Genomic DNA, 22,357 nt, shown 5'->3' with positions numbered 1-22,357 from the left:
AAAGACCTCTGCCTATGTAAATAGGCAAAGGTCTTGCTAAGCACATAATGCTATCACACCCGATGGCTCCTAACCATGTAATGACGAATGTGAAGTAAGTACATTTAAAAATAGCGCTTATCTAAAATGACAGGCTGCTACTTAAATCTCTTATAGCTACTCCCCTTTGACAAATGTCAATTGGATATTCAATTCAATTATATTGCTATTTTACCGATAACGTCCCGAAAAATCAAACATTCTTTTATAATTCATCAAAATTTTACATTGTCGTGCGGTAAATAGTTTTTCAATCTATTCTTTTGCTTCCTTTTCAATCAGGCTGTAAATGATCGGTACGATAAATAATGTTAAAACTGTTGAACTAACCAGCCCTCCAATAACGACAATGGCCATTGGCTGATTCATTTCTGTACCTTCACCAATTCCCAATGCCAATGGTACCAAACCTAAAATAGTCGTTAAAGCCGTCATCAAAATTGGTCTCATTCGATCCTGGGCACCCGTAATAATGGCCTCGGTTATATTTAATCCTAGCTGTCGTTTCTGATTAATATAATCAATAAGAACAATGCCGTTATTTACAACAATCCCCACTAATATAAGGATGCCGATAATGGCTGTAACACCGAGCAATGTACTAGTTACAAACAGAGAAACAGCGACACCGATAACCGTAAGCGGAACACTGAACATCATCACAAACGGTAGCTTAAAGGATTCAAATTGAGCGCCCATTACTAGATAAATAAGAATAACAGCCAGCAGAATGGCCAGTATCATATCTTGTTTTGCACTGTCGAAAAGCTCACGGTCGCCACCAAAAACAACTTTCGATGTTGCAGGAATACCCTCTTCTTCAATCGCATTATCCACTTTCTTAGAAATGCCGCTAAGGGACTCCGATGTATTGTATTTTACAAACACGGCTACGGCCGATGCCTGATCCGATCTTCGAATAGCCGTTTGGGTTTCTTTTATTTCAACCGATGCCAGCTGCTGCAGTTCGACAAACACCCCCGCATTTGTTCGAAGCTTCATCGTTTTAAGTGCTTCTACATCTTCACGGTATGCTTTTCCGAATCCAGTATATACACCTAGCACTTCACCATCTTCGGCAATGATCTGTGTTGTAAATGCACCTCGTGTCATCATATTGACGGTTTGAGCAATTTGTGCGGGCATTAACCCATATTGAAGTGCATTATCACGATTTACTTCAATTTGTATTTCCTCTTGAACTTCATCCAAATCAGTCGTTACCTCGGTAACCGAATCAATCTTTGCAATACGTTGCTGGATGGAAGCGACCGTTTCTTTCAGCTGAGACTCATTGCTGTCTGTCACGCGAAATGTTAATGAGTTCGGTGTTGAACCTGAAGAAGATGAAAGCGAGAAATTCACTTCTGCACGCTCTCCGATTTGCTGTTGCACTTGTTTTTCAAAAAGCTCAACAAACTCGAATATGGAGCGATCTCGTTCCGATAATTCAACGAGCTTAACTGAAATCTCCCCTTCATTTTGTTCACTAGTACCCCGCGATAAAGATTGCTGATTCCCCCCAATTAAACTGACCACTACATCAACTTCTTCATATTGCTTTGCCATCTCCTCGATTTCTGAAACAATTTGTTCTGTTTTTTCAACTGTTGCACTGTTTGGAAGCTCCACGGACAAAGATACGAATCCTTCATCAGTCGGCGGCAAAAACTCTGTACCTGTTTTATATACCATAAAGCCAGATATACCGACTAAGACGATGGTAATTGATAAAATAAGGGCTCGTCTCGATAAGCCCCATTTAAGTATTTTCGTATAATTTCGGTACAGCCATGAATCTTGACGCTTCTTTACTACATTCGAAGGCTTTGTACGTAAGAAGCGGCTTGCCAGCATCGGTACAACCGTCAGTGCCACAAATAGTGAGGCAATTAAGCTAAATGAAATCGTTAACGCGAATTCCACAAAAATTTGACCAATTAACCCACTTATAAAAATGACCGGCACGAAAACCGCAATCGTCGTGACAGTAGAAGCGGTAATGGCTAAAGCTACTTCCTTCGTTCCATTGGCTGCCGCTTCTTTCGGATTCTCACCAAGCTCTAAATGCCGCTCAATATTTTCTATAACAACAATGGCATTATCCACTAGCATCCCGATTCCAAGGGCAAGGGCACCAAGTGTCATAATATTCAAAGAAAAGTCCGCAAAAAACATAAGTACAAAGGTTACGATGACCGAATACGGAATCGCGATGCCAATAATAAGCGGACTTTTTATTCCGGATAAAAAGACGAAAAGCACAAGCATCGCAAATAGCCCGCCAAAAATAAGCGAGGAGCTAATATTACCGATTGCTAAGCGAACATAATCCCCCTGGTCAAATAAAATTGTTGCTTCAACCCCATCATACTGGGGCTCATCCAATAATTGACCAAGTTCCTTCTGAAAAGTTCCGGAAACATTTGCAGTATTTGCCCCGGACTCCTGCAAAACCGAAATGAGGACAGCCTGTTGGTCATTTGCTCGAGTAATTGTGTTCGTTTCCTGTTCTTTGCGTTCTACAGTCGCTATATCCTTAACTTTTATTGCTTCACCTGTTAATGGGTTGACCGAAAGCGCAACATTCGCTATTTCTTCCGGACTTGTAAATAAACTGACTACTCGAGTCGTTAACAGCTGATTCTCATTTGTACTTAGCTCAGCTCCCGGCATCGAAATATTGCTTGCCTGGATAATTTGCATCACATCATTTTGCGTCAAATTATTCTGCTCAAGCTTCCGGGCATCAAGCTCAATCTGTACTTCTTCTACAATTTCACCTGAAACGGTTACACTTGCCACCCCTTCAGTCCGCTGCAATTCCTGTTCAAGTGATTCAGCGATTTGACGGATATCGACTTCTTCATTTTCTGCTGCGAGCGCCATTTGGATGACCGGAAATTGCGAAGGATCAAATTTCAAAAAGCTTGGTTTCCCCGCATCTTCAGGAAGTGGAACAAGATCAATTCGCTGTAATATGTCGGTTTGCACATCATCCATACTTGTTGACCAATCAAATTCCAAAATAATCAGGTTCGAGCTTTCCAGCGATGTCGACTGCACTCGTTTAATCCCCGGCAATGTCGCCAGCGAAGCTTCAAGCGGCTTTGTCACTTTTTCGTTTACTTCAATCGGACTTGCACCCGGATAGCTTGTCACAACAACTCCAATCGGCGGATTTAAATCAGGTATTAACGTAACTGGAATTTTAAATAATGAAACTGCGCCGAGTATTAATACAAAAATCATTGAAACAATTGTAAAAACCGGGCGTTTTATAGAAAACTTACTTATATTCATCGGTGGAAAGTCCTTTCAATTTATCTTCATATTAATTAAAATTCGTGTAGAGCTATCTATTTCCCTTTAATATTTGACAGAAACTATGTTACTACAGCAAAATGTTACAAAAAATCATACAAGGTAGGCAGGAGTTAAGCACTTGATCTAGTGAATTCCAGTGAATTTTTCTTGCCTGCTATTCAAGAAACGGGGTCCATCTATGTGTTTAATTGCATTTTCTTATAAAGTTCATCCAGCATATCCGCTCATCATTGTTGCAAATCGTGACGAATTTTATGACCGTCCGACAGCCGCCGCCCATTTTTGGGAAGATGAATCTGACATATTAGCCGGACGGGATTTACGTCAGCAAGGAAGCTGGATGGGGCTGTCGAAAAGTGGTCGTTTTGCTGCAATTACAAATTACCGTGACCCGCGCCTTCCTGAAACCGGCCAATTGTCACGCGGCGAAATTGTACGGCTGTTTTTAACTTCAACGGAATCGACAGACTCATTTATTCAGTCTCTTCGTTCAAAAAGAGATTTGTACGGCGGCTTTAATGTCCTGCTTTTCGACGGCGAAGACATGCATCATTACAATAATATTTACGATGAACACCGCATTGTAGAAAGCGGCATTCACGGTGTAAGTAACGCTACTTTCAATACACCATGGCCAAAAGTAGAAGCCGCAAAGCACATATTGGAGAAAACAACCGATAAAGACAAAATTGAAGTAAACAGTTTAATACCGTTATTGGCAAATGATGAAATCGCACAAGATGAAGTATTGCCAAATACTGGTGTAGGTATCCATCTAGAAAGGTCCTTATCCGCTCAATTTGTTAAAATTCCTAATTATGGTACTCGCTGCTCGACAGCCATTGTTTATCACAATAATGGGAAGATCGATTTTCTTGAACGGACATATGAGAACGGTGATTATAAATTTGACCGGTCTTACCATATTGATTCGGAGGAATGAGCATATGGAGAGGAGTTTGGGGATGGCGATAAGTTCTACTTTCTTGCGCTTTCTTTCAACATTCCGGGTGATTCTTTCTACTTACTCCCGGAAATGTTCTACTTTTCCCGTTCTAATTTCTACTTTTCAGCTGGAAAGTTCTAATTAATTTCCCGGGTTCTACTTTTCTCCCGCTTTTGTTCTACATTCCGGGTGATTTGTTCTACTTTCTCAAGGAAATATTCTACTTTTCTCGTTCTAATTTCTACATTTTAGCACAAAAGTTCTAATTAATTTCCGGGTTCTACTTTCTCGCGCTTTTGTTCTACATTCCGGGTGATTTGTTCTACTTTCTCCCGGAAATATTCTACTTTTCGCGTTCTAATTTCTACATTTCAACCCGAAACTTCTAATTATTTTCCGGGTTCTCCTTTCTCCCGCTTTCTTTCCACTTTCCCAATAAATCGTTCTACTTTCTCCCGGAAATGTTCTACTTCCCCCGTCCACCGTTCTACATTTCAGCTCTAAACTTCTAATAAACATCACGCCCAGCCCAACTCAGCTCATCCATCCCCATATCCCAAAGCATAGCTCCAAACACAAAAAAACCGGCAATTTTCCTTCGCAGAAAATTACCGGGGCTTTTAATATCAAATTATAACAAGCTGTATAACTGAATGTTTTCGTTCTTCTCTGAGAACCAACGCATTGCAAATTCATTTTCGAATAAGAATACTTTATTATCGAAACGGTCTTTTACAAGCATTGAACGTTGAGAGTGCATTGAATCTTTCACATCTTCTTCATTTTCAATCCAACGTGCAATCTTACTGCCAATCGGCTGCATAATTACTTCCACGTTGTATTCGTTAATCATTCGGTGCTGGAATACTTCAAACTGTAATTGACCAACCGCACCAAGGATTACTTCTTCAGTATGCATTGTTTTGAAATACTGAATTGCACCTTCTTGTACTAATTGAAGCACACCTTTTTGGAATTGCTTCCCTTTCATTACGTTTTTCGCCGAAACTTTCATGAAAATTTCAGGTGTGAATTGAGGTAGTTTTTCAAAGTTAAATGTTTTCTTACCGCCGACTACTGTATCCCCAATTTGATACGTCCCTGTATCATAAAGACCGATAATGTCACCTGCAACCGCTTCATTTACTGTTTCACGATCATCTGCAAGGAACTGTGTTGACTGTGTTACTTTGAAAGATTTACCTGTACGTGAAAGTGTCATATTCATACCGCGCTCAAATTTACCCGATACGATACGCACGAATGCGATACGATCACGGTGAGCCGGATTCATATTCGCTTGAATTTTAAAAATGAAGCCAGAAAACTCGCCATGCTCTACAGGATCGATAAATTGCTCATCTTCTGTAATACGAGGCTGAGGAATCGGTGCAAATTTTAAATACGTATCAAGGAATGTCTGAACACCGAAGTTCGTTAATGCAGAACCGAAAAATACAGGTGTCAATTCACCACGGGCAATTTTATCCTCTGAATACGCATTACCAGCTTCATTTAAAAGTTCGATATCATCGATAGCTTGTGAATAGTACGATGTTTTTTTCATATCGTTGTCAATGGCTAAATGCCCGTCTTCATCAAGTGGTAAGTAGCGGTCACCTTCTTCTACACGGAACTGTTCGATACGTTTGTTGTAACGGTCGTAAATTCCAAGGAATTCTTTCCCCATACCAATTGGCCAGTTCATTGGGTACGCGTTAATGCCAAGCACTTCTTCTAATTCTTCGATAAGCTCTAATGGCTCTTTCCCTTGACGGTCCAATTTGTTGATAAACGTAAAAATAGGAATACCGCGCATTTTACAAACTTTGAATAGCTTTAATGTTTGTGCCTCGATCCCTTTAGCTGCATCGACTACCATGACAGCCGAGTCTACAGCCATTAACGTACGGTACGTATCTTCCGAGAAGTCTTGGTGTCCAGGTGTATCCAGAATGTTTACACGGCAATCTGAATAATCGAACTGCATTACAGAAGATGTAACCGAAATCCCACGTTGTTTCTCGATTTCCATCCAATCAGATGTTGCAAACTTTCCTGATTTTTTACCTTTTACTGTTCCTGCGTCACGAATCGCACCACCGAATAATAGTAGCTTTTCTGTAATCGTCGTTTTACCGGCATCCGGGTGACTGATGATGGCGAATGTACGACGCGCTAATATATCTTGTTCTAAAGTCATTAATTTCGTCTCCTTTTTTCATACTTTCTTATTTTAAAAGACAACAGTCAGTTGTTACAACCTTTTTTACTTTGGCGCGCTCATTTTACGTAATCTCCGGAATATTTTGAAGAGCACAAATCCTATCACGATGGCAATTGCATTTAATAATACATCATCGACATCTATACTACGACCAATAAAATATTGGGTACTTTCAATAAATAAGGGAATTGCGAATGCAACGATATGCATGATGCGCCATCCTCTAAATTTTTTCCATAACAGCGGAATAAAGAAGCCAAAAGGAATAAACAGGACAATATTGCCTGCCAAATTATAAAATGCGATATTTGCCAATGGTCCATTCAATTGATCATAATACAGCATAATTGTTTGTAATGGGGTGAAATTACTGCGCACATATGCGCTGGAAGTATCAAAAATGATCTGTCCATTTGAGATTTGGAAGCTTGGGATAATCGTTTGTGAAAAAATACTGATACTGTAAAAGAAGAATAGGAGCATCACCAACTCGCGCCTTGCACTACTTGTTTTATTCTTCATATAAAACATTCGCAATATGCAATAAATCGGGAAGCTCACAGTGCAATAAGCAATCATACTAAGTAAAAATGAATGGATCATTTTTGTCACCTCCAAAAAAATCCACCGTTAACGCTATTACGTTAACACGGTGGATTTGAAAAAATTATAGCATAATCTATACAAATTTTAACTTTCCAGCTTCAATCGCAATTTTCGCATCACTATGCGGGTATTTCGTATTTTCGATAATTTGGTAATCCTCATGACCTTTACCTGCGAAAATAATAATATCGCCAGGATTTGCAACGCTTACCGCATGTCTAACCGCTTCTGCACGGTCACCGATACACGCATAATTTTTATGTTTCATGCCTTTTGCCAAATCACCCGTAATACTGTCGAACTCTTCATAGCGAGGATCATCTGTCGTCAAGATAACATAATCGGCAACAGATGCTTTCTCTGCCATCGTCGGGCGTTTCGTTTTATCGCGACCGCCACCTGTTCCAACAAGGAAAATCAGTTTATTTTCCGGTTTTTTATAGGGCATTGCCGCATTGATCGCTTTTTCGATAGCATCCGGTGTATGTGCATAGTCGATGAATATTTGAATCGGTAAATCCGAATCTACTTTCTCCATACGACCTTTCACCGGTGGCAGCATTTCAATTTGTTCAATAATGACTTCAATCGGGAAACCGCGTGCATAGAATACGGCTGTTGCTGCAAGGACGTTGTAAATATTAAATTCACCAAGTAAATGCATTGATACGGGGAATGTACCCTCCGGCGTTTCCATATCAAATTGCGTCATTCCATTATCATAATTGCAGTTTACTGCCCGGAAAATTGCATTATTATGCAATCCGTAAGTCCAAATTGGATATGGTGTCATTCCCGCATAGCGCTCAGACCAAGGATCATCCGCATTTAAAACGACATGCTTGTTCTTTTCCAAGTCTTGTCCAAGTTGAGAAAACAGTAAACCTTTCGTATTACCATAGTTTTCCATTGTGCCATGGAAATCTAAATGATCATGTGTTAAATTCGTAAATACCGCCACATCATAGTCGACACCTGCTAAACGGCCTAACGCTAACCCGTGTGATGACACTTCCATCACCATTGCACGGCAGCCTTCGCTTTTCGCACGGAAAATCATCTGTTGTGTATTCAATGAATCACTTGTTGTATTTGCCGACTCGTATAACACACCATTTAAATTAAAACCGATTGTTCCGGACAATGCCGATTTTTCGCCAAGCCCGATTAATATATTGTGGATAATTCCAGATACACTTGTTTTGCCGTTTGTACCTGTTACCCCGATCATCATAATATCCTTTGATGGATAATCAAAAAACTTTGCCGCTAAAATGCCAAGTGTACGTGTTGTATTTTTTACGATTACTTGTGCAATTTCCCCATCTAACTGTAAAAGACGTTCTGTAACGATTACAGTTGCACCTGCATCAACTGCCTTTTGAGCATAATCATGCCCATCCACCGTAAAACCTTTTATACAAATAAATAAACTGTTTGGCTGTACACTGCGCGAGTCAATCGCAATATCGGTAATCAATTTCGGTAGTTGACCTACAACTTTTTTTTGCATCAGTGTACTTAAAAGTTCTTCTGCATACATAATTCTTTCCCCCACACTTGCAATATAATTGCGAATGATAATTTCCTTCTATGTACTAATCATCATACTGTGCATAGATTAAAATTTCCACGCTTTTCATTAACTGTAATGTTTCCGTATAAAATAAACTTGTTTGCAAAATAAGGACTTTGGACATATAATACATAAGTTCATTTTTCTCAATATTAAATCAATATACAAGAAATGAACTAAAATTATATTAAGATAAGACTCCACTTTTGTTTACTTATTTTTTTATTTATACGATATATCTATCATATCAAAATTCGCCATTTATCGACATCATGAATTACTGTATCATTATAGTTAATATTACTTATCCGAGGTGTTTTATGCAGCAACATGAAATTTTAAATAAGCGAAACCTGCTTATGATTATTACTTATTTTTTCTCAACGCTTATTTTTACTACTGTCATTGTTACACAGCTGTTCAAGCATCCTTATTCATTTTTAGTCATTAATATTGGAAGTTTCTTTATATTCATTGCTTTGTATTATTTAAAAACGCCTCCAAAAATGCTTCAAATTATTTTGATTTGTACATGGCATTTAATCGTATTCCTTTTTAATTATCAAAATGTAAATATTATTTCGTTTTATACTTTTATATGGCTTATAGCGATTTTAACCATTTACCGTTCATATATTATTACTTTAATCAATATTTGCCTTGTATTTATTGAAATTTTTATTTTAGATAAATTATCAATGATTCCCTACCATAGCTTTAAATCAGAAGATCACCTTTTACTTTTCAGTTTTTTAATTACCGTTATCATCATGAGTATTGGTCAAAGTCTTTTTATAAAACAGATTTGGTTAAAGTTAGAAAAAAATGCAATTGACCGGGAGTACTATTTGAATTCCAAGCATGCATATTTACATTTGTTTTTCGAGCAGGCTAATGATGCAATTGCTGTATTTGATTTGGAGGACCGTGTCATTGCGGTCAATCCTGCATTCGAAAAATTGTATGGTTGGTCCAAAGAGGAAGCATTAGGGCGTATTTTACCGCTCATTCCCCCGGAAAGAGTGGAAGAGTCAAAAAAAAGAATAGAAGATTTAAAGCTTGGAAAGAAATATCATCTTCATGAAACGATCGATATGAGAAAAGACGGCACATTTTTTGATGCCCAACTTTCGTTATCGCCTATTTTGAGCCCGCATGGCGAAATTATCGGATCGTCCGTAATTTCACGGGACATTTCCTATATTAAAGAAAATGAAAATCTAATATTGCAGTCGGAAAAACTAAAGCTTGTTGGAGAGCTTGCTGCGGGTGTAGCCCATGAAATCCGCAATCCGATGACGGTCATTTCCGGCTATGTACAAATGATGAATGAAGATCCAAACTCACCTTACTATGAGTATACAAAGCTTATTCAAAATGAAACAGAGCGTATCGAATTAATTTTATCAGAGTTTCTTGTATTATCTAAACCTCAAGCAAATCAGTATGCTCCGATTAATTTGGCGGAAGCATTATCGGAAGTCGTCCAGTTTCTTCAATATGAGTTCCAGTCAAAAGCGATTTCCTTGAATATTATTAATGAATTTTTGAACATTACAATTTTAGGTAACAAAAATCAACTGAAGCAAGTTTTCATCAATTTATTTAAAAATGCAATTGAAGCAATTAATGAAGACGGTTCAATTACATTGCAAGTATGCAAAAGTAAGGATGGGAAGGAAATCTATATCCAGATGATTGATACGGGATGCGGTATTCCGCCACATGTACTGGAGCGGATATTTGAACCTTTCTATACGACGAAAACAAAAGGGACCGGGCTCGGCATGATGATTATCAATAAAATTGTGCAAGATCATCAAGGATCCATCCAAATTAAAAGCAAGCAGCATGTCGGTACTGAAATCTTATTAACATTCCCGATAATGACAGAATAATAGAAGAAGGCTTTCCTGATTTTTGCGGGAAAGCCTTCTTCTTATTTTATTTCATTATTGTTCGAACAAGCTTTACTTTTTGTTTATATGGTGGGTATAGCAAACTATTTGCCAGTTTATTAGAACGATGCATAATTGATTTCGGATGTGTGAAGTTTTCGAAACTTGCTTTCCCGTGATATGCCTTCACACCTGAAGGCCCCACTCCGCCAAACGGTAAATGCGTATTGCCGACATGTGTAATGACGTCATTTATACAGCCTCCGCCAAACGGAAGCTCCTCTAAAAAATACGCGATGGCTTTTTCATTTTCCGAGAACAAATACGCACTTAATGGTTTTGGCAATTGACGAATTTCATGAATTGCTTTTGGTAAATTTTCATACGTCATAATCGGTAAAATCGGTCCAAACAGCTCATCTTCCATCGAAGGTCGATCCCACGTAATATTTTCCAGCACTGTCGGTTCCATATATAAATCCTCACGGTCAGTTCGCCCGCCAAATGTGACAGTATCCCGTTCCTTATCTAAAATCGTCTGTAGACGGTCGAATTGGCGTTCATTAATAATACGCCCGTAGTCCTGACTTTGCTGTGGATCATGACCATAAAATTCTTTGATTGCTTTCTTTAGGAGACGAGTAAATTTTTTCGCAACACTTGTATGGACAAGAACATAATCAGGCGCCACACATGTTTGCCCTGTATTGTTGAATTTCCCCCACACGATTCGCTTCGCTGCTACATCCAAATCTGCTGTTTGGTCGACAATCGCCGGACTTTTTCCACCCAATTCCAACGCAATCGGCGTAAGACGTTCTGCTGCCGCTTTTGCAACAACCTTCCCTACCGCGACACTTCCCGTGAAGAAAATATAATCAAAAGATGCATGGATTAAAGCCGTAACTTCATCCTTTTCTCCCTCTACAACACGTATATATTCAGGAGGGAATACTTCTCCGAGAATTTTTTTCACAATAAATGCTGTATGTTCTGCGGATTCCGATGGTTTTACGATCGCCGTATTTCCTCCGATAATCGCTCCGATCAATGGCTCCATAATTAATTGGAATGGATAATTGAACGGCCCAATGATTAATGCCACTCCATATGGTTCACGCACAACATAGCTTTTTGCAGGCTGGAAATGAAGCGGTGTTTTGACAGGCTGCGGTTCCATCCAGCTATTTATATTTTTTAAAAAGTAAGAAATACTATCATAAACAATACCGATTTCAGTTGTAAATGCTTCAAACTCACTTTTTCTTAAATCCAATGCCAAAGCTTCTATTACTTGTTCTTCATATTTTTTTATTGTGTCCTTTAATTTTAAGAGCTGTTCTTTACGAAATTCTACATCTTTTGTTGCGCCAGTAAAATAAAAAGCGCGCTGATTCTCAATCATTAGTTCAACATCATTTGCAGTAAAATTCATTTTTTTCATCCTTCCCAAAATTAATATCCGTGACATATACAGAGATTCAGCTTCATTCATCACGACTAAAGAAAATGGCCATTTTTTCTGAATGAAGATAAATGTATGCATAAATTATAGCTGTTCACACATATTAACTATAGTAATAACTACTACAAAGTTAATAAATTTTCCTGCTAATAAAAGGAGGCTTGATGATAAATTTGTCTTAATTTTTAAAGAAATGTTTATAAATAAAGGCATATGGGAATTTCATAATTAAATAAATAATCGAACATAATAAGTAATGTAAAACAATCGTACAAGGAGGCTATATAAAATGATTATTACTGAAACTTGGTGGGGCGAGATTTTTTCGGGGCCATTATCTATTGGATTAAACGAACAGAAAGTTAAACAACTTGAGGATGAATCATTTTTATACTTTGACGAATTTGTTGCTACAATTCCTAATGAAGAACAAAATACTTAATTTTTAAAAGGACTGTCACAATTGGCAGTCCTTTTTAGTATTTTTTTGTGGCATAATGACTATATAATAGTGATTATTACGCTAGGTTCATAGGAGGTTATCCTTATTTTAAATAAATTACTGAAATTTATGTTAATCGCCTTACTTATTTTTGTTTGCGTCGTTTCAGTACAATATATTATAAAAATGCAGAATTCCGAAGAGGAAGAAACAATCATTGAAGCTAAGGCATCAATGACCCAGGAGCAATTGAAAACTCACACTATGCTTATGATGACAGAAATTGTGCTGAAGCAGTTTGTCGAAAATATAATGCTGAATATCGAAATCGTACCGGTTGACGACAAGCAAAATGTCATCGTCTCATTGCGGGCATCAGAATTTCTTAAAGAAAGTACACTCTTGAAAGATAGCTACAACTTATTAAAAGAAATTCAGCATGTGGAAGAAATAAATGATATTACATTAAAGTGGTTTATGCCTGTAAAGAACAATAATACTGAAATTCTCACTGTCACTTTTGATGACGAGGCGTTGGCTGCTATCAACGAAATTTCGTATAAAGACATTCCTCAAGCAGCCACTCAATATATAAAGCATGAACATTTAGATTAAAGTCCATTTACTAAATAAAAAGCGGTTCAAACTTTACGTGTCGTAGAATTTGAACCGCTTTAATTTATGTCTCAAGATTTATCTGTAACTTGCTTATGCAAATAAAATTTTTCTGTTTATTCATCAGCATCAGCTATTTTATTGATTCATTCATTTGCTGTAATGCCGCTTCCACATTTGTTACCGCTGTAATTAGCTCTTGTTCTTGTTTTGTCGTGAAGAGATTATAGTTTACGTAATCTTCTTTTCCCACTTCGTAGTACGCCACAATTTCGTTTAATTTTGTAATAGCATTTGATGTAACTTCGGCGCTTTCAGTAGAAACACGTGGAACAAACACTTCCATTAAACCTTCTGCTGCATCCGTTTGTGCTTTCACTGCATATACTTCATTTCCAGCAATGCTCGGCAAAGTTAATCGGTTATTTGCCATATCCTGAAACATTGTTACTGCTGAAGCAAGTACATTAGTTTCAGAAACGTCAATTGTCGCAAAATCGGCTTGAAGTAACTTCACATCAGCAACAAGTTCCTCAGCAATTCCTTCGTAACCTGCTGTCTTCTTCTCACCAAATAATCCATATGCTATACGCTGAAAACCTGTCGTGTCCGTTTCTTTACCTTCAACAATATCACCGTTTATTTTTCCGTCAAGCTTCTGGAAACTCGGGGCAAGCGGCTGTAATCGTTCATAATACATCGTTACTAGCGGATATAGTTTCTGTGCGTCTTCCAGCTTTCCTTCGTTAATAGCAGTCGCTAAAAGTTCGGTATCTGTTACAAAGCTGTCCATTTCCCCTGCTAAAAGTGATTTGAACTGCTCTGCTTCTGCACTCACATCGATTACTGCTTCCTGCTGTTCCACAGGCTCTGCTTTCTGTTCTTCTTCTTTTTGCCCACATGCTGCCAATACGGAAACAGCAAGTAATGCCGTCATAATTTTTTTACTGTTTTTCATCTTACTTCACCTCTTATTTTTCTAGTTCGACTACTTTTGCATGAACGACGAAACGTTCCTTTTCGTTTTGTGATGTCGTGCATGTTGACAATGTAACTATTTTATCAGCAGCCGTTATATGAACCGGCAATTTTATATTGGAACGTTGCTGTATTTTCTCTAAAAACTGCGTATACGTGTTGTCTGTAAATTGTGTTTCAATATAATAAAAGTCGGTTGTCGTTTCATATGCGGCAAACACTTGCAATGCAAAGCGCTTGTCATTCGTTTCATAATAAAATACAGGATGGGCTTCTGCGTATACCTGCTCGCTAAACTTAGGCAAATCTCCGAACATCGTACCATTGCGTAAAACATGCCCGTAAAAAATCGTATGACGATCTTCCATTACCTCATTGCGAAAATCGGCAAATATACTTCCGCCACGACTTTTCTCGTCTAAATAATTATGTTTTAAGTAAAATTCATTATTATCCCTTTGCATAACAGGGTTATTAAGACGGGTATTTTCCAATGTGAGCCAGCCGATGATATGATCGTTTTGCTGTTGAATTGCGGCAAGCTCACTTTGTTCGACAATTTGCCGCGCATCTTCCAGCTTGTTTTCCACTTCCTGATAGCTGAAAAAATACCGGATAATAATCGCCGCGCAAATAATCATAACAATGCCGCTTACAATTTGAATAATTTTACGCATTTTAAATACTTAACGGCATCATATATAACCCGAGCTGCTCATCTTCATGAAACACGGAATTGACCCCGTATACTTCCTTAATTACTTCTTTTGTAATAACATCGCGCGGTGCACCTTCAGCAATGATTTTACCGGCTTTCATCAAAATAATGTGGTCACTATAGCGGATTGCCTGATTAATGTCGTGGAGTACCATGACTATCGTCAAGCCATACTGTTCATTTAGTTGCTTAACGAGCTCCAGCAGTTCCAGCTGATAGTATATATCCAAATACGTTGTCGGCTCGTCCAGGCACAATATTTCCGATTTTTGTGCAAGTGCCATTGCAATCCATACACGCTGCCGTTCTCCGCCGGAAAGTGCCGACAAATCATTATGCCGTTTTTCAAGCAGATTCGTACATGTAAGCGCCCATGTAACGGCCTCCTCATCCTCTTCAGCTCGCTTCTTGAATAATGAAGTATGCGGCATCCGACCGTACATAACAAGCTTCTCCACCGTCAAATCTGAAGGAATATCGTTTTGCTGATAGACAATCGCCAATTTCTTTGCAAACTCTTTCGACTTATATTCCACTAAATCCCGATTTTCGAGCGTTGCCTGACCTTCAAGCGGTTTTTTGTTCCGTGACATAACACTTAGCAATGTGGATTTCCCGCAGCCATTCGGCCCTATGATTGTCGTCACTTTCCCTTTTGGAATGGCGGTCGAAACTGCATTTAAATGGCGGGTCGCCCCATCATGGGAAACGACTACTTGTTTAATTTCCATATTGGTTGTCACTCTTTTCTAAGTAGGAATATGAGGAAAGGTCCTCCGATAATGGCCATAATCGTTGAAGCCGGTACTTCCATCGGGCTGAACATTGTACGTCCAAGGGTATCTGCCAACAAAATAATAAATGCACCGAGCAGTGCCGTAAATGGAATCAACACTTTATGATCATAACCAACAAGTCGACGCGCAATATGCGGCACTAAAATTCCGACAAATGAAATGACCCCTGCCACCACGACGGATGCTGCAGCTAGCAGCACGGCCACCGCTGCAATAAGGATGCGTGCACCTGTAATATTAAAACCGACGCTTTTGGCAGTTTTATCGGATAACACGAGCACATTGCAGGAAGCGTATAAAATAAAAGCAAGAAGTAAACCGATTGAGCCATATGTAACGATTAGCGATACATCATCCCATGTTTTTAAGGACAGGTTCGATGTAATTGCGCCTGTTGCCGATGCGCCAAAACTGATCATTGCTTCCGTTAGTCCCGAGAACATCGCATTGATTGCAATCCCGACTAAAATTAACTTTAATGGATTCAGCCCTGACTTCCAGGAAAGCAGGAAAACGAAGAAACATGCAAGTGCACCCCCGATAAATGCTGCAATCGGGGTGAAGAAGAATAATGTCGGTACAAAGCTTACGATAAATAATTTTGTAAATGCAGCTCCCGCGGATATTCCGATAAATCCGGCATCTGCCAATGGATTTCGCATAATTGCCTGCAATAGTACACCGGCAACCGATAAAGCAGCTCCGGCAAAGATCGCAACGATGATTCTTGGAAAACGCAAATCCTTAATCGCAGCCATATCCGCATTATCGGCATTGAAGAAATTCGTTATAAAGTCGATAAATGACATCTGTATACTGCCTGTTGTCGCTGCATAAATAATTGTCATAACAAGCAATACAGTGACAGCGATAAAGCTTATAATTTTTTTTGTCACAGAAAACATCCTTTATATGATGAAAAGCAAAACCTCCCTCAAGACTTTGCTTTTCCAACATTATTATTGAGATAGTGAAACTTCAATCAGTGGAGCAAATAATTTACTACCCGTTAATTAGGGATAAAATATTTCTACTAACTGATTGAGTGCTTCCGGTACATTCAATGCTGCTGTCGTACCAAATAGTTCTTCCTCTAAATCATATACTTGTCCATTTTTCACGGCATTAAAATGTTTCCAAACATCATTTTTTGCAAATTCCTCGTCAAACATTTTAATTACCTCATCCGGCATACCGTGCGATAAACGTAAAATGATATCAGGGTTCGATGAATATAAATGCTCTGTATTAGATGGCAAATATTCAGCATCCTGTCCAGCCATGACATTCTCCCCGCCTGCAAGACGTACTAAATCTCCCGCATAGGAATTTTCGGTCGCCACTAAATAACTGCCTGGTACACCTAGTAAAATGAGTACCCTCGGCTTCTCTTCATTATTTGCTGCAACCTCTACCGCATCAATTTCAGCCTGTAGCTCATCATTTAAAGCCTTTGCCTCGTCCACACGGCTGTAACGTTCGCCAAGTGCTGTAATTTCACCCATCATTGATTCGATACTTGTTAAATCAACAAAATCGACCGGAATTTTCAATTGTTCAAATTTATCCTTTAAATCGTATTCCAATGTTGAAACAGACAATACTTCAGTTGGATTGAGCGATTTGATTATTTCCGCATCCGGATCCATTGCATTCCCGATATTCGGCAGATCATCAAAACGAGCAGGCAAATCCTTTACCGTATCCGGAATTGCGACAGCATCAAGATTAAGTCTATCTAATATTTGTGCAATGACAACCGTTCCCGCAATAATGCGATGCTCCTCTTCAACTGCCGAAGCCTGTTCTGATGAAGTATTGTCATCGCCGGTATTGGATGACTCTGCTTTCTGTTCACTATTTCCGCATCCCGCAAGTACGGCGATACTCAGCGTGAGACCGATTAACCACTTCTTCATTTCCTTTTCCTCCTAGCTGTTTAAACTGAAGTAAAATTTCATCACATCCAGGATGGAAGTTTAGTTCAATTTAAGCGTAGCATCTCCACTTTCCTTACTTAAAAATAGGATTGGGGCTGTATTAAAAGCCGCAGCTTTTAACACAACCCTACCTAAACTCATATTAGCTAACGGCTATTTGTAATAAGCCATTTACGTTTCATTGAATTATTTCTTTAGACCATCAACAACTGTTAACGTATTGTTTAAGATTTTTGCCATTTGAGAGCGTGTTAATTTGTTTTCCGGATTGAATTTCCCTTCAAAACCAGAGATAATACCTAATTTATTTAATTCAGAAATTGCTTTTGATGCTTCAACTTCTTTTGGCATATCAGAGAATTTTGCTGCTTCTCCTGATGCTTTATAGCCGTTTTTCTCTAATAGACGGTAAATCATTAACGCCGCTTGTTTACGAGTTATATCTTGTCCAGGTGCAAATGTAGTAGCTGTTTTACCGTTAATAATACCGTAACCGTTTAATGCATTGATTGCTGTTTTTGTTTCAGCATCATATTTTGCGATATCAGAGAAATTCGCTTTTGCTGGTACATCCAATTTTAATGCACGGTTTAGCATTAATGCGAATTGAGAGCGCTTCAAGTTGTTGCCAGGGTTGAACTTGTCTGCAGCTTTGAAAATCCCTTTGTTATAAAGGTTAATGATCGCATCTTTGTTACCGTTGTTTGCGATATCTTTAAATGGAACAGTTGTTGAGTTCTTATCGCTAAACTTCATTTGGAAGTCATGTGCAGTTTCATATAATACATTCCCATTAAGAACTACTTTTAAATCTGCTGTTGCTGTATAGATTTTTTCTAAATCTTTAACTGATAACGTGTAGATTTTTACTGTATTATTGCCAACTTTTTCTTCTGACTTTAATGCAACTGTTGCGCCCTCAACATCGAAGCCTAATAAGTGTTGACCTTCAGGGAATGTTAATTCTACATCATAGCCACCTTCAGTTGTTGTCACTGTTACCTCGTCGTCTAAATATTTATTGTGCATAATAGACAATTCTTGAGTTCCGTTCTTTAATGCTGTAACATCCATTTTTACAGATTCAACAGGCGTAGGTTTTACTTCAGCTTTTGGTAACTCCAGGTCAGCTGTTTCGATAGCGAAACCGAAGTCATACCATTTATCCATTTTCGCTGCAGGAACAACAACATGTACACCTGCTTCATGTAATTCACTAATTGAAGGAATTTCTACTGTATAAACGCCATCTTTTTCAGTTGCTTCTTTACCCGCAATTTTAAATCCAGCTACCATTTCTTTTGAAGTTGCCGCTACAGATACTTCTACAGAATATTTGCCGTCTTTTACGATTAATTTCGCTTCAGGTGTGAAGTGGTTTGTAATTGCTTTGTAGTTACCTACTTTTTCTGAATTATATGCATCCCAAACAATATCGTAAGTACCATCCGCTACTGAATCGAAAGTTTTGCCTGGTGTATAAACTTTCTCTTCTTTCTCTTCTTCAACCGGCTTTGTTGTTTCCGTTACTTCTTTAATTGATTTTGCATCAGGTGTTAATGTAACTTTATAATCAACTGGATCTTTGCCAACGAAAGGAATTGTCATATTAAGAGTAGCTTCTACAGGAGCATAATCTGCCGTTACTGGAATATTGATGTGCTTTTTCCCGTTATATTCAGCCATTGCAGGTTGTCCTGCTACTGTTACGCTATTTACCATTGCTAACACCGCATCTGATAATTCAATATTGATAAATTGCTGACCATTACGTTCAACTAACTTGCCTGTAGTTGGAATAAAACCTTTTAGTGCATCATTCGCATCAACATTAAATTCAATTGTTTTTGATGCTGTCGAAGTTTCTGCATCTGTTGCCTTTGTTTCTGTAGTCGTGTCAGCAGATACTGCCATTGCTGGTACGATTGCTGATGTAGCAAGCAATGATGCTAATACTGCTTTAGTTGCTTTTGATTTGTTAGCCATTCTTTATTTTCCCTGTCTGTTTATATAGTTTTTGTTTTCTTTGTGCGAATGAATACAACGGCTGCTATGATAAATAAAATAACTGCCATTAATGGTAATTCATCGCTCGTCTCTGGATTTTCTACTACCTCAGAATCTTCAGCTTGCTCCGTTTCAGATGCAATTTCTTCATCTGGTTTTGTAGAATTATCTGTCTCTGTCGTTTCTGTTGTCGCTTGCTGTTCGGACGAATCTGTATTCTGCTTTTCAGTTGATGGTGCTGGTGTATTTGAAGAAGTATGACTTCCTGACGACTTTGTCGGTGTTTCCTTAGGTGCTGGAGTTGTTTTTGCAGGTTCCTGCTTTACCGTTTCTTTAGGTTCCTCGACTTTTGCTTCAGGTAAACCCCCGCTATTAAATACAAAGTCTACACTATAGCTATGATGGTAATCGATATCATCAATGTCGATTTTCATCGCTACTGTCACTAAATTTGCATTGGAAACAGAAAATTGCACTGTACGGTGGTCTGAGGATTCATTTGAGCTGATTACTTTCGCTCCGCCTGGAGGATTAAACTGTGTCACCCAACTGCTGTTTTTAATCGTAATCTGCATTGTCATTTTCCCATTGTTTACGATTAACTTGGCTGGCTTTAAAAAATAGTCATTTGCCATTGATGCCGAATTGCTCCCGGGTTTATTTACTTGATAACTAACATCATATGTACCATCAGCAATTGCTGCAGATGAATTATTCGGTAAAGTAAACGCTACCAAAAAAAGAGCAGCAAAAAATATGAAGAAACCTTTTCTCACACTATTTCTCCTCCTTTTCTATATAATATCAAAGTTTCTAATAGAGAATATTTCTCAATTCCACTATATAGCATGCCATAAAAATGGTTGAAGCTCAAATGGCAACATTCCCCTTTCCCATTAAATTTCGGCCAATCCTTTAATAATTCATGAATTTGTCGCAATTACAACTTGACTCTTTTTTACTGAAACTCATCTCTTTACAAAAAAGGAGTATAAACAACGGACACTTGTATTTTTCGACCTGTATATTACTCATTGACTTGTGGAAGAGCGCCTGGCAGATAACCCTTTCCCCTATCCAACAATAAGCGACTTCTAATTAAAGAAATCGCTTATTAATTTACCTATTTAGTTATGTACAACCCACATTCTGAATTTAGATATATAAACACTTATTTTCTTACTGCCTGCACTGCTGCTCGAATTCCTAATAAGTAGCTCTCTTCACCAAAACCGGAAATTTGCCCTGTCACAATATCCGCGAATACTGATTTTTCACGGAAGCTCTCACGTGCATGAATATTTGACATGTGCATTTCAACGATTGGTCCTGTAAAAATAGCTAAAGCATCTCGAATTGCATAGCTATAGTGAGTCCATGCACCTGCATTCATAACAATGCCGTCAACTCCCGAAAGGAATGCTTCGTGAATTTTTTCTACAAATTCACCTTCATGATTCGTTTGAAAAGTTTCTACTTCTACATTTAATTCTTTTGCCAGTTCTTGAATGTTGTTATTAATTTGATCTAAAGTAATTGTGCCATAATGTTCAGGATCACGTTTCCCGAACATGTTGTGGTTAACACCATGTAACATTAAAATTTTTGTCATCATCCATACTCCTTAAAATAAATTGTTATATAGAATAGCGCTCCCCTTTTCAGGGAAGCGCTTTTCACATATTCTGCGACTATTTAATTTAACCTTAACCTTAACCTTGCAGCATTTTACTGCTTTGCCGGTACAAACCCGGCATCCTTGGCATCTTTTTCTGAACAGAACATTTCTTCAGCTACAGTATTCTCAAAATCACGCTGTCCTGGCATATGGTAAATCTTATTACCTTTGGAATTTATATTTCCTTTAATTTTACAACTTGCGTCATTTTCTGACATGCTCAATCTATCTTCTTCTACAGTAGATTTATTTTCATCGTTTACAGCAGCATAGTATACCTCTTTATCGTAGCCTCGATTCGTTACATAATCCTTAACAGACCAGATGCCGATCGCATTATGTTGGGCCGTTTTTTGAATGGATTTAAACCAGTCGACATGTTTCGTATTTGGATCATAAATATAAGCTACCCGTACAAGTCCACTTTTCAATAATTGTTCTTGAACGCTAATACCTTCTTTTGTATAAATATAGGCTAGCAAACGTTTGTATTTATCACGGTACGTTACATCAAATTCGACATAAACAGAATCTTGTCCAGCTAATAACTGCTTTAGAAACTCTTTTGCTTCAGGTCCAAACGGTTGTTCACCTAATGTTTCATGATTTGTTTCCGGCGCGTCTATAAGAAGCAGACGTACTTTTTCTGAACTGCCGTTATATTTAATCCGTATTGTATCACCGTCAATGATGTCCTGCAGTTCGTACTCTTCGAAATCGCTTAAATCATATTTTGTTGCAGTCTCTTTCGAAGAAGCTGCAATTCCTTGAATTGTATTGGTTTCATTAGTAGTAGCTGTATTCGTTTCCTCTGTACATCCGCTTATTAGTAGTGCAGAAAAAAACAAAGCCATAATTATCTTTTTCAAATCTCTATCCTGCTTTCTTAACCTGCTATAAACTAAACTACGGCGGTTCAATTCATACTGTAGTCTTAACTAAATATTAAATATAGTACAACGGCTAAAATAATCGTCCCACTCGTAATCAATGTTTTAATATCTTTGTCACTCATATTCTGTACCTCTCTTCTATTACGTATAATCCATTTTATCATTATTGAACACATAAAAAAATCTTCAGCCTAAAAAACCGAAG

General features: G+C 38.2%; 18 protein-coding genes. 4 read left to right on the top strand and 14 right to left on the bottom strand.

Annotated features, from left to right (window positions below):
- Nucleotides 1-294: 294 nt before the first annotated feature.
- Nucleotides 295-3,342, bottom strand: a complete 3,048-nt coding sequence (locus MKY07_RS03915; RefSeq protein ID WP_339263900.1) for an efflux RND transporter permease subunit — start codon at nucleotides 3,340-3,342, stop codon at nucleotides 295-297.
- Between the two features lie 202 nt (nucleotides 3,343-3,544).
- On the opposite strand from MKY07_RS03915, the gene MKY07_RS03910 reads away from it, so the two are divergent.
- A complete protein-coding gene (locus tag MKY07_RS03910; protein ID WP_339263899.1) occupies nucleotides 3,545-4,309 on the top strand; it encodes an NRDE family protein in 765 nt (254 codons plus the stop codon).
- Nucleotides 4,310-4,943: 634 nt separating this feature from the next.
- Here MKY07_RS03910 and MKY07_RS03905 read toward each other — a convergent pair.
- From MKY07_RS03905 to MKY07_RS03895, 3 genes are all read right to left on the bottom strand, one after another.
- The gene (locus tag MKY07_RS03905) at nucleotides 4,944-6,515 is read right to left on the bottom strand and encodes a peptide chain release factor 3 (RefSeq protein WP_008403528.1); all 1,572 of its coding nucleotides are present in this window, start codon (nucleotides 6,513-6,515) and stop codon (nucleotides 4,944-4,946) included.
- A gap of 66 nt (nucleotides 6,516-6,581) precedes the next feature.
- Entirely contained in the window at nucleotides 6,582-7,142 is a 561-nt protein-coding gene (locus MKY07_RS03900) for a VanZ family protein (RefSeq protein ID WP_041865785.1), read from the bottom strand.
- A 76-nt stretch (nucleotides 7,143-7,218) separates the two neighbouring features.
- Nucleotides 7,219-8,688, bottom strand: a complete 1,470-nt coding sequence (locus tag MKY07_RS03895) for a UDP-N-acetylmuramoyl-L-alanyl-D-glutamate--2,6-diaminopimelate ligase (RefSeq protein WP_339263897.1) — start codon at nucleotides 8,686-8,688, stop codon at nucleotides 7,219-7,221.
- A 353-nt stretch (nucleotides 8,689-9,041) separates the two neighbouring features.
- On the opposite strand from MKY07_RS03895, the gene MKY07_RS03890 reads away from it, so the two are divergent.
- Nucleotides 9,042-10,619, top strand: a complete 1,578-nt coding sequence (locus MKY07_RS03890) for an ATP-binding protein (RefSeq protein ID WP_339263896.1) — start codon at nucleotides 9,042-9,044, stop codon at nucleotides 10,617-10,619.
- Between the two features lie 46 nt (nucleotides 10,620-10,665).
- Here the strand turns inward: MKY07_RS03890 and MKY07_RS03885 are convergent, their stop codons facing one another.
- Nucleotides 10,666-12,054 carry an aldehyde dehydrogenase gene (locus MKY07_RS03885; protein WP_339263895.1) on the bottom strand — a complete coding sequence of 463 codons (1,389 nt, stop codon included), beginning with the start codon at nucleotides 12,052-12,054 and terminating at the stop codon, nucleotides 10,666-10,668.
- 319 nt (nucleotides 12,055-12,373) lie between these two features.
- Here MKY07_RS03885 and MKY07_RS03880 point away from each other — a divergent pair, with 319 nt between their 5' ends.
- Both MKY07_RS03880 and MKY07_RS03875 read left to right on the top strand, forming a co-directional pair.
- Nucleotides 12,374-12,526 carry a hypothetical protein gene (locus MKY07_RS03880; protein WP_008403534.1) on the top strand — a complete coding sequence of 51 codons (153 nt, stop codon included), beginning with the start codon at nucleotides 12,374-12,376 and terminating at the stop codon, nucleotides 12,524-12,526.
- Nucleotides 12,527-12,712: 186 nt separating this feature from the next.
- Entirely contained in the window at nucleotides 12,713-13,141 is a 429-nt protein-coding gene (locus MKY07_RS03875; RefSeq protein ID WP_339263894.1) for a hypothetical protein, read from the top strand.
- A 133-nt stretch (nucleotides 13,142-13,274) separates the two neighbouring features.
- On the opposite strand, the gene MKY07_RS03870 is transcribed toward MKY07_RS03875, so the two are convergent.
- The 9 genes from MKY07_RS03870 to MKY07_RS03830 form a co-directional block, all read right to left on the bottom strand.
- Nucleotides 13,275-14,099, bottom strand: a complete 825-nt coding sequence (locus MKY07_RS03870; protein ID WP_339263893.1) for an EfeM/EfeO family lipoprotein — start codon at nucleotides 14,097-14,099, stop codon at nucleotides 13,275-13,277.
- 13 nt (nucleotides 14,100-14,112) lie between these two features.
- A complete protein-coding gene (srtB, locus tag MKY07_RS03865) occupies nucleotides 14,113-14,796 on the bottom strand; it encodes a class B sortase (RefSeq protein WP_339263892.1) in 684 nt (227 codons plus the stop codon).
- 1 nt (nucleotide 14,797) lies between these two features.
- Nucleotides 14,798-15,568, bottom strand: coding sequence for an ABC transporter ATP-binding protein (locus MKY07_RS03860; RefSeq protein WP_014824597.1), 771 nt, complete (start codon nucleotides 15,566-15,568; stop codon nucleotides 14,798-14,800).
- Nucleotides 15,569-15,576: 8 nt separating this feature from the next.
- Nucleotides 15,577-16,530: an iron ABC transporter permease gene (locus tag MKY07_RS03855; RefSeq protein WP_339263891.1), complete on the bottom strand. Its 954-nt coding sequence runs from the start codon at nucleotides 16,528-16,530 to the stop codon at nucleotides 15,577-15,579.
- Between the two features lie 117 nt (nucleotides 16,531-16,647).
- Nucleotides 16,648-17,553 (bottom strand): heme ABC transporter substrate-binding protein IsdE, encoded by a 906-nt coding sequence (isdE, locus tag MKY07_RS03850; protein WP_014824598.1) that lies wholly within the window; start codon nucleotides 17,551-17,553, stop codon nucleotides 16,648-16,650.
- Nucleotides 17,554-17,760: 207 nt separating this feature from the next.
- Nucleotides 17,761-19,560 carry an S-layer homology domain-containing protein gene (locus tag MKY07_RS03845; RefSeq protein ID WP_339263890.1) on the bottom strand — a complete coding sequence of 600 codons (1,800 nt, stop codon included), beginning with the start codon at nucleotides 19,558-19,560 and terminating at the stop codon, nucleotides 17,761-17,763.
- Nucleotides 19,561-19,580: 20 nt separating this feature from the next.
- On the bottom strand, nucleotides 19,581-20,357 hold the full coding sequence (gene isdC, locus MKY07_RS03840) for a heme uptake protein IsdC (protein ID WP_339263888.1): 777 nt from the start codon (nucleotides 20,355-20,357) through the stop codon (nucleotides 19,581-19,583).
- A gap of 395 nt (nucleotides 20,358-20,752) precedes the next feature.
- The gene (gene aroQ, locus MKY07_RS03835) at nucleotides 20,753-21,193 is read right to left on the bottom strand and encodes a type II 3-dehydroquinate dehydratase (RefSeq protein ID WP_014824601.1); all 441 of its coding nucleotides are present in this window, start codon (nucleotides 21,191-21,193) and stop codon (nucleotides 20,753-20,755) included.
- A 116-nt stretch (nucleotides 21,194-21,309) separates the two neighbouring features.
- Nucleotides 21,310-22,128: a thermonuclease family protein gene (locus tag MKY07_RS03830; RefSeq protein ID WP_339263886.1), complete on the bottom strand. Its 819-nt coding sequence runs from the start codon at nucleotides 22,126-22,128 to the stop codon at nucleotides 21,310-21,312.
- Nucleotides 22,129-22,357 lie beyond the last annotated feature (229 nt).

This window comes from Solibacillus sp. FSL W7-1472 (assembly GCF_037969775.1).
Lineage (GTDB): Bacteria > Bacillota > Bacilli > Bacillales_A > Planococcaceae > Solibacillus > Solibacillus silvestris.
The sequence above is the reverse complement of the archived record's forward strand: the minus strand, read 5'-3'. Positions and strand labels throughout refer to the sequence as shown.

Excerpts from the sequence above, each read along its gene's own strand:
- MKY07_RS03915 (WP_339263900.1), bottom strand. The coding sequence starts at position 3,342 with ATGAATATAAGTAAGTTTTCTATAAAACGCCCGGTTTTTACAATTGTT.
- MKY07_RS03910 (WP_339263899.1), top strand. The coding sequence starts at position 3,545 with ATGTGTTTAATTGCATTTTCTTATAAAGTTCATCCAGCATATCCGCTC.
- MKY07_RS03905 (WP_008403528.1), bottom strand. The coding sequence starts at position 6,515 with ATGACTTTAGAACAAGATATATTAGCGCGTCGTACATTCGCCATCATC.
- MKY07_RS03900 (WP_041865785.1), bottom strand. The coding sequence starts at position 7,142 with ATGATCCATTCATTTTTACTTAGTATGATTGCTTATTGCACTGTGAGC.
- MKY07_RS03895 (WP_339263897.1), bottom strand. The coding sequence starts at position 8,688 with ATGTATGCAGAAGAACTTTTAAGTACACTGATGCAAAAAAAAGTTGTA.
- MKY07_RS03890 (WP_339263896.1), top strand. The coding sequence starts at position 9,042 with ATGCAGCAACATGAAATTTTAAATAAGCGAAACCTGCTTATGATTATT.
- MKY07_RS03885 (WP_339263895.1), bottom strand. The coding sequence starts at position 12,054 with ATGAATTTTACTGCAAATGATGTTGAACTAATGATTGAGAATCAGCGC.
- MKY07_RS03880 (WP_008403534.1), top strand. The coding sequence starts at position 12,374 with ATGATTATTACTGAAACTTGGTGGGGCGAGATTTTTTCGGGGCCATTA.
- MKY07_RS03875 (WP_339263894.1), top strand. The coding sequence starts at position 12,713 with ATGCAGAATTCCGAAGAGGAAGAAACAATCATTGAAGCTAAGGCATCA.
- MKY07_RS03870 (WP_339263893.1), bottom strand. The coding sequence starts at position 14,099 with ATGAAAAACAGTAAAAAAATTATGACGGCATTACTTGCTGTTTCCGTA.
- srtB (WP_339263892.1), bottom strand. The coding sequence starts at position 14,796 with ATGCGTAAAATTATTCAAATTGTAAGCGGCATTGTTATGATTATTTGC.
- MKY07_RS03860 (WP_014824597.1), bottom strand. The coding sequence starts at position 15,568 with ATGGAAATTAAACAAGTAGTCGTTTCCCATGATGGGGCGACCCGCCAT.
- isdE (WP_014824598.1), bottom strand. The coding sequence starts at position 17,553 with ATGAAGAAGTGGTTAATCGGTCTCACGCTGAGTATCGCCGTACTTGCG.
- MKY07_RS03845 (WP_339263890.1), bottom strand. The coding sequence starts at position 19,560 with ATGGCTAACAAATCAAAAGCAACTAAAGCAGTATTAGCATCATTGCTT.
- aroQ (WP_014824601.1), bottom strand. The coding sequence starts at position 21,193 with ATGACAAAAATTTTAATGTTACATGGTGTTAACCACAACATGTTCGGG.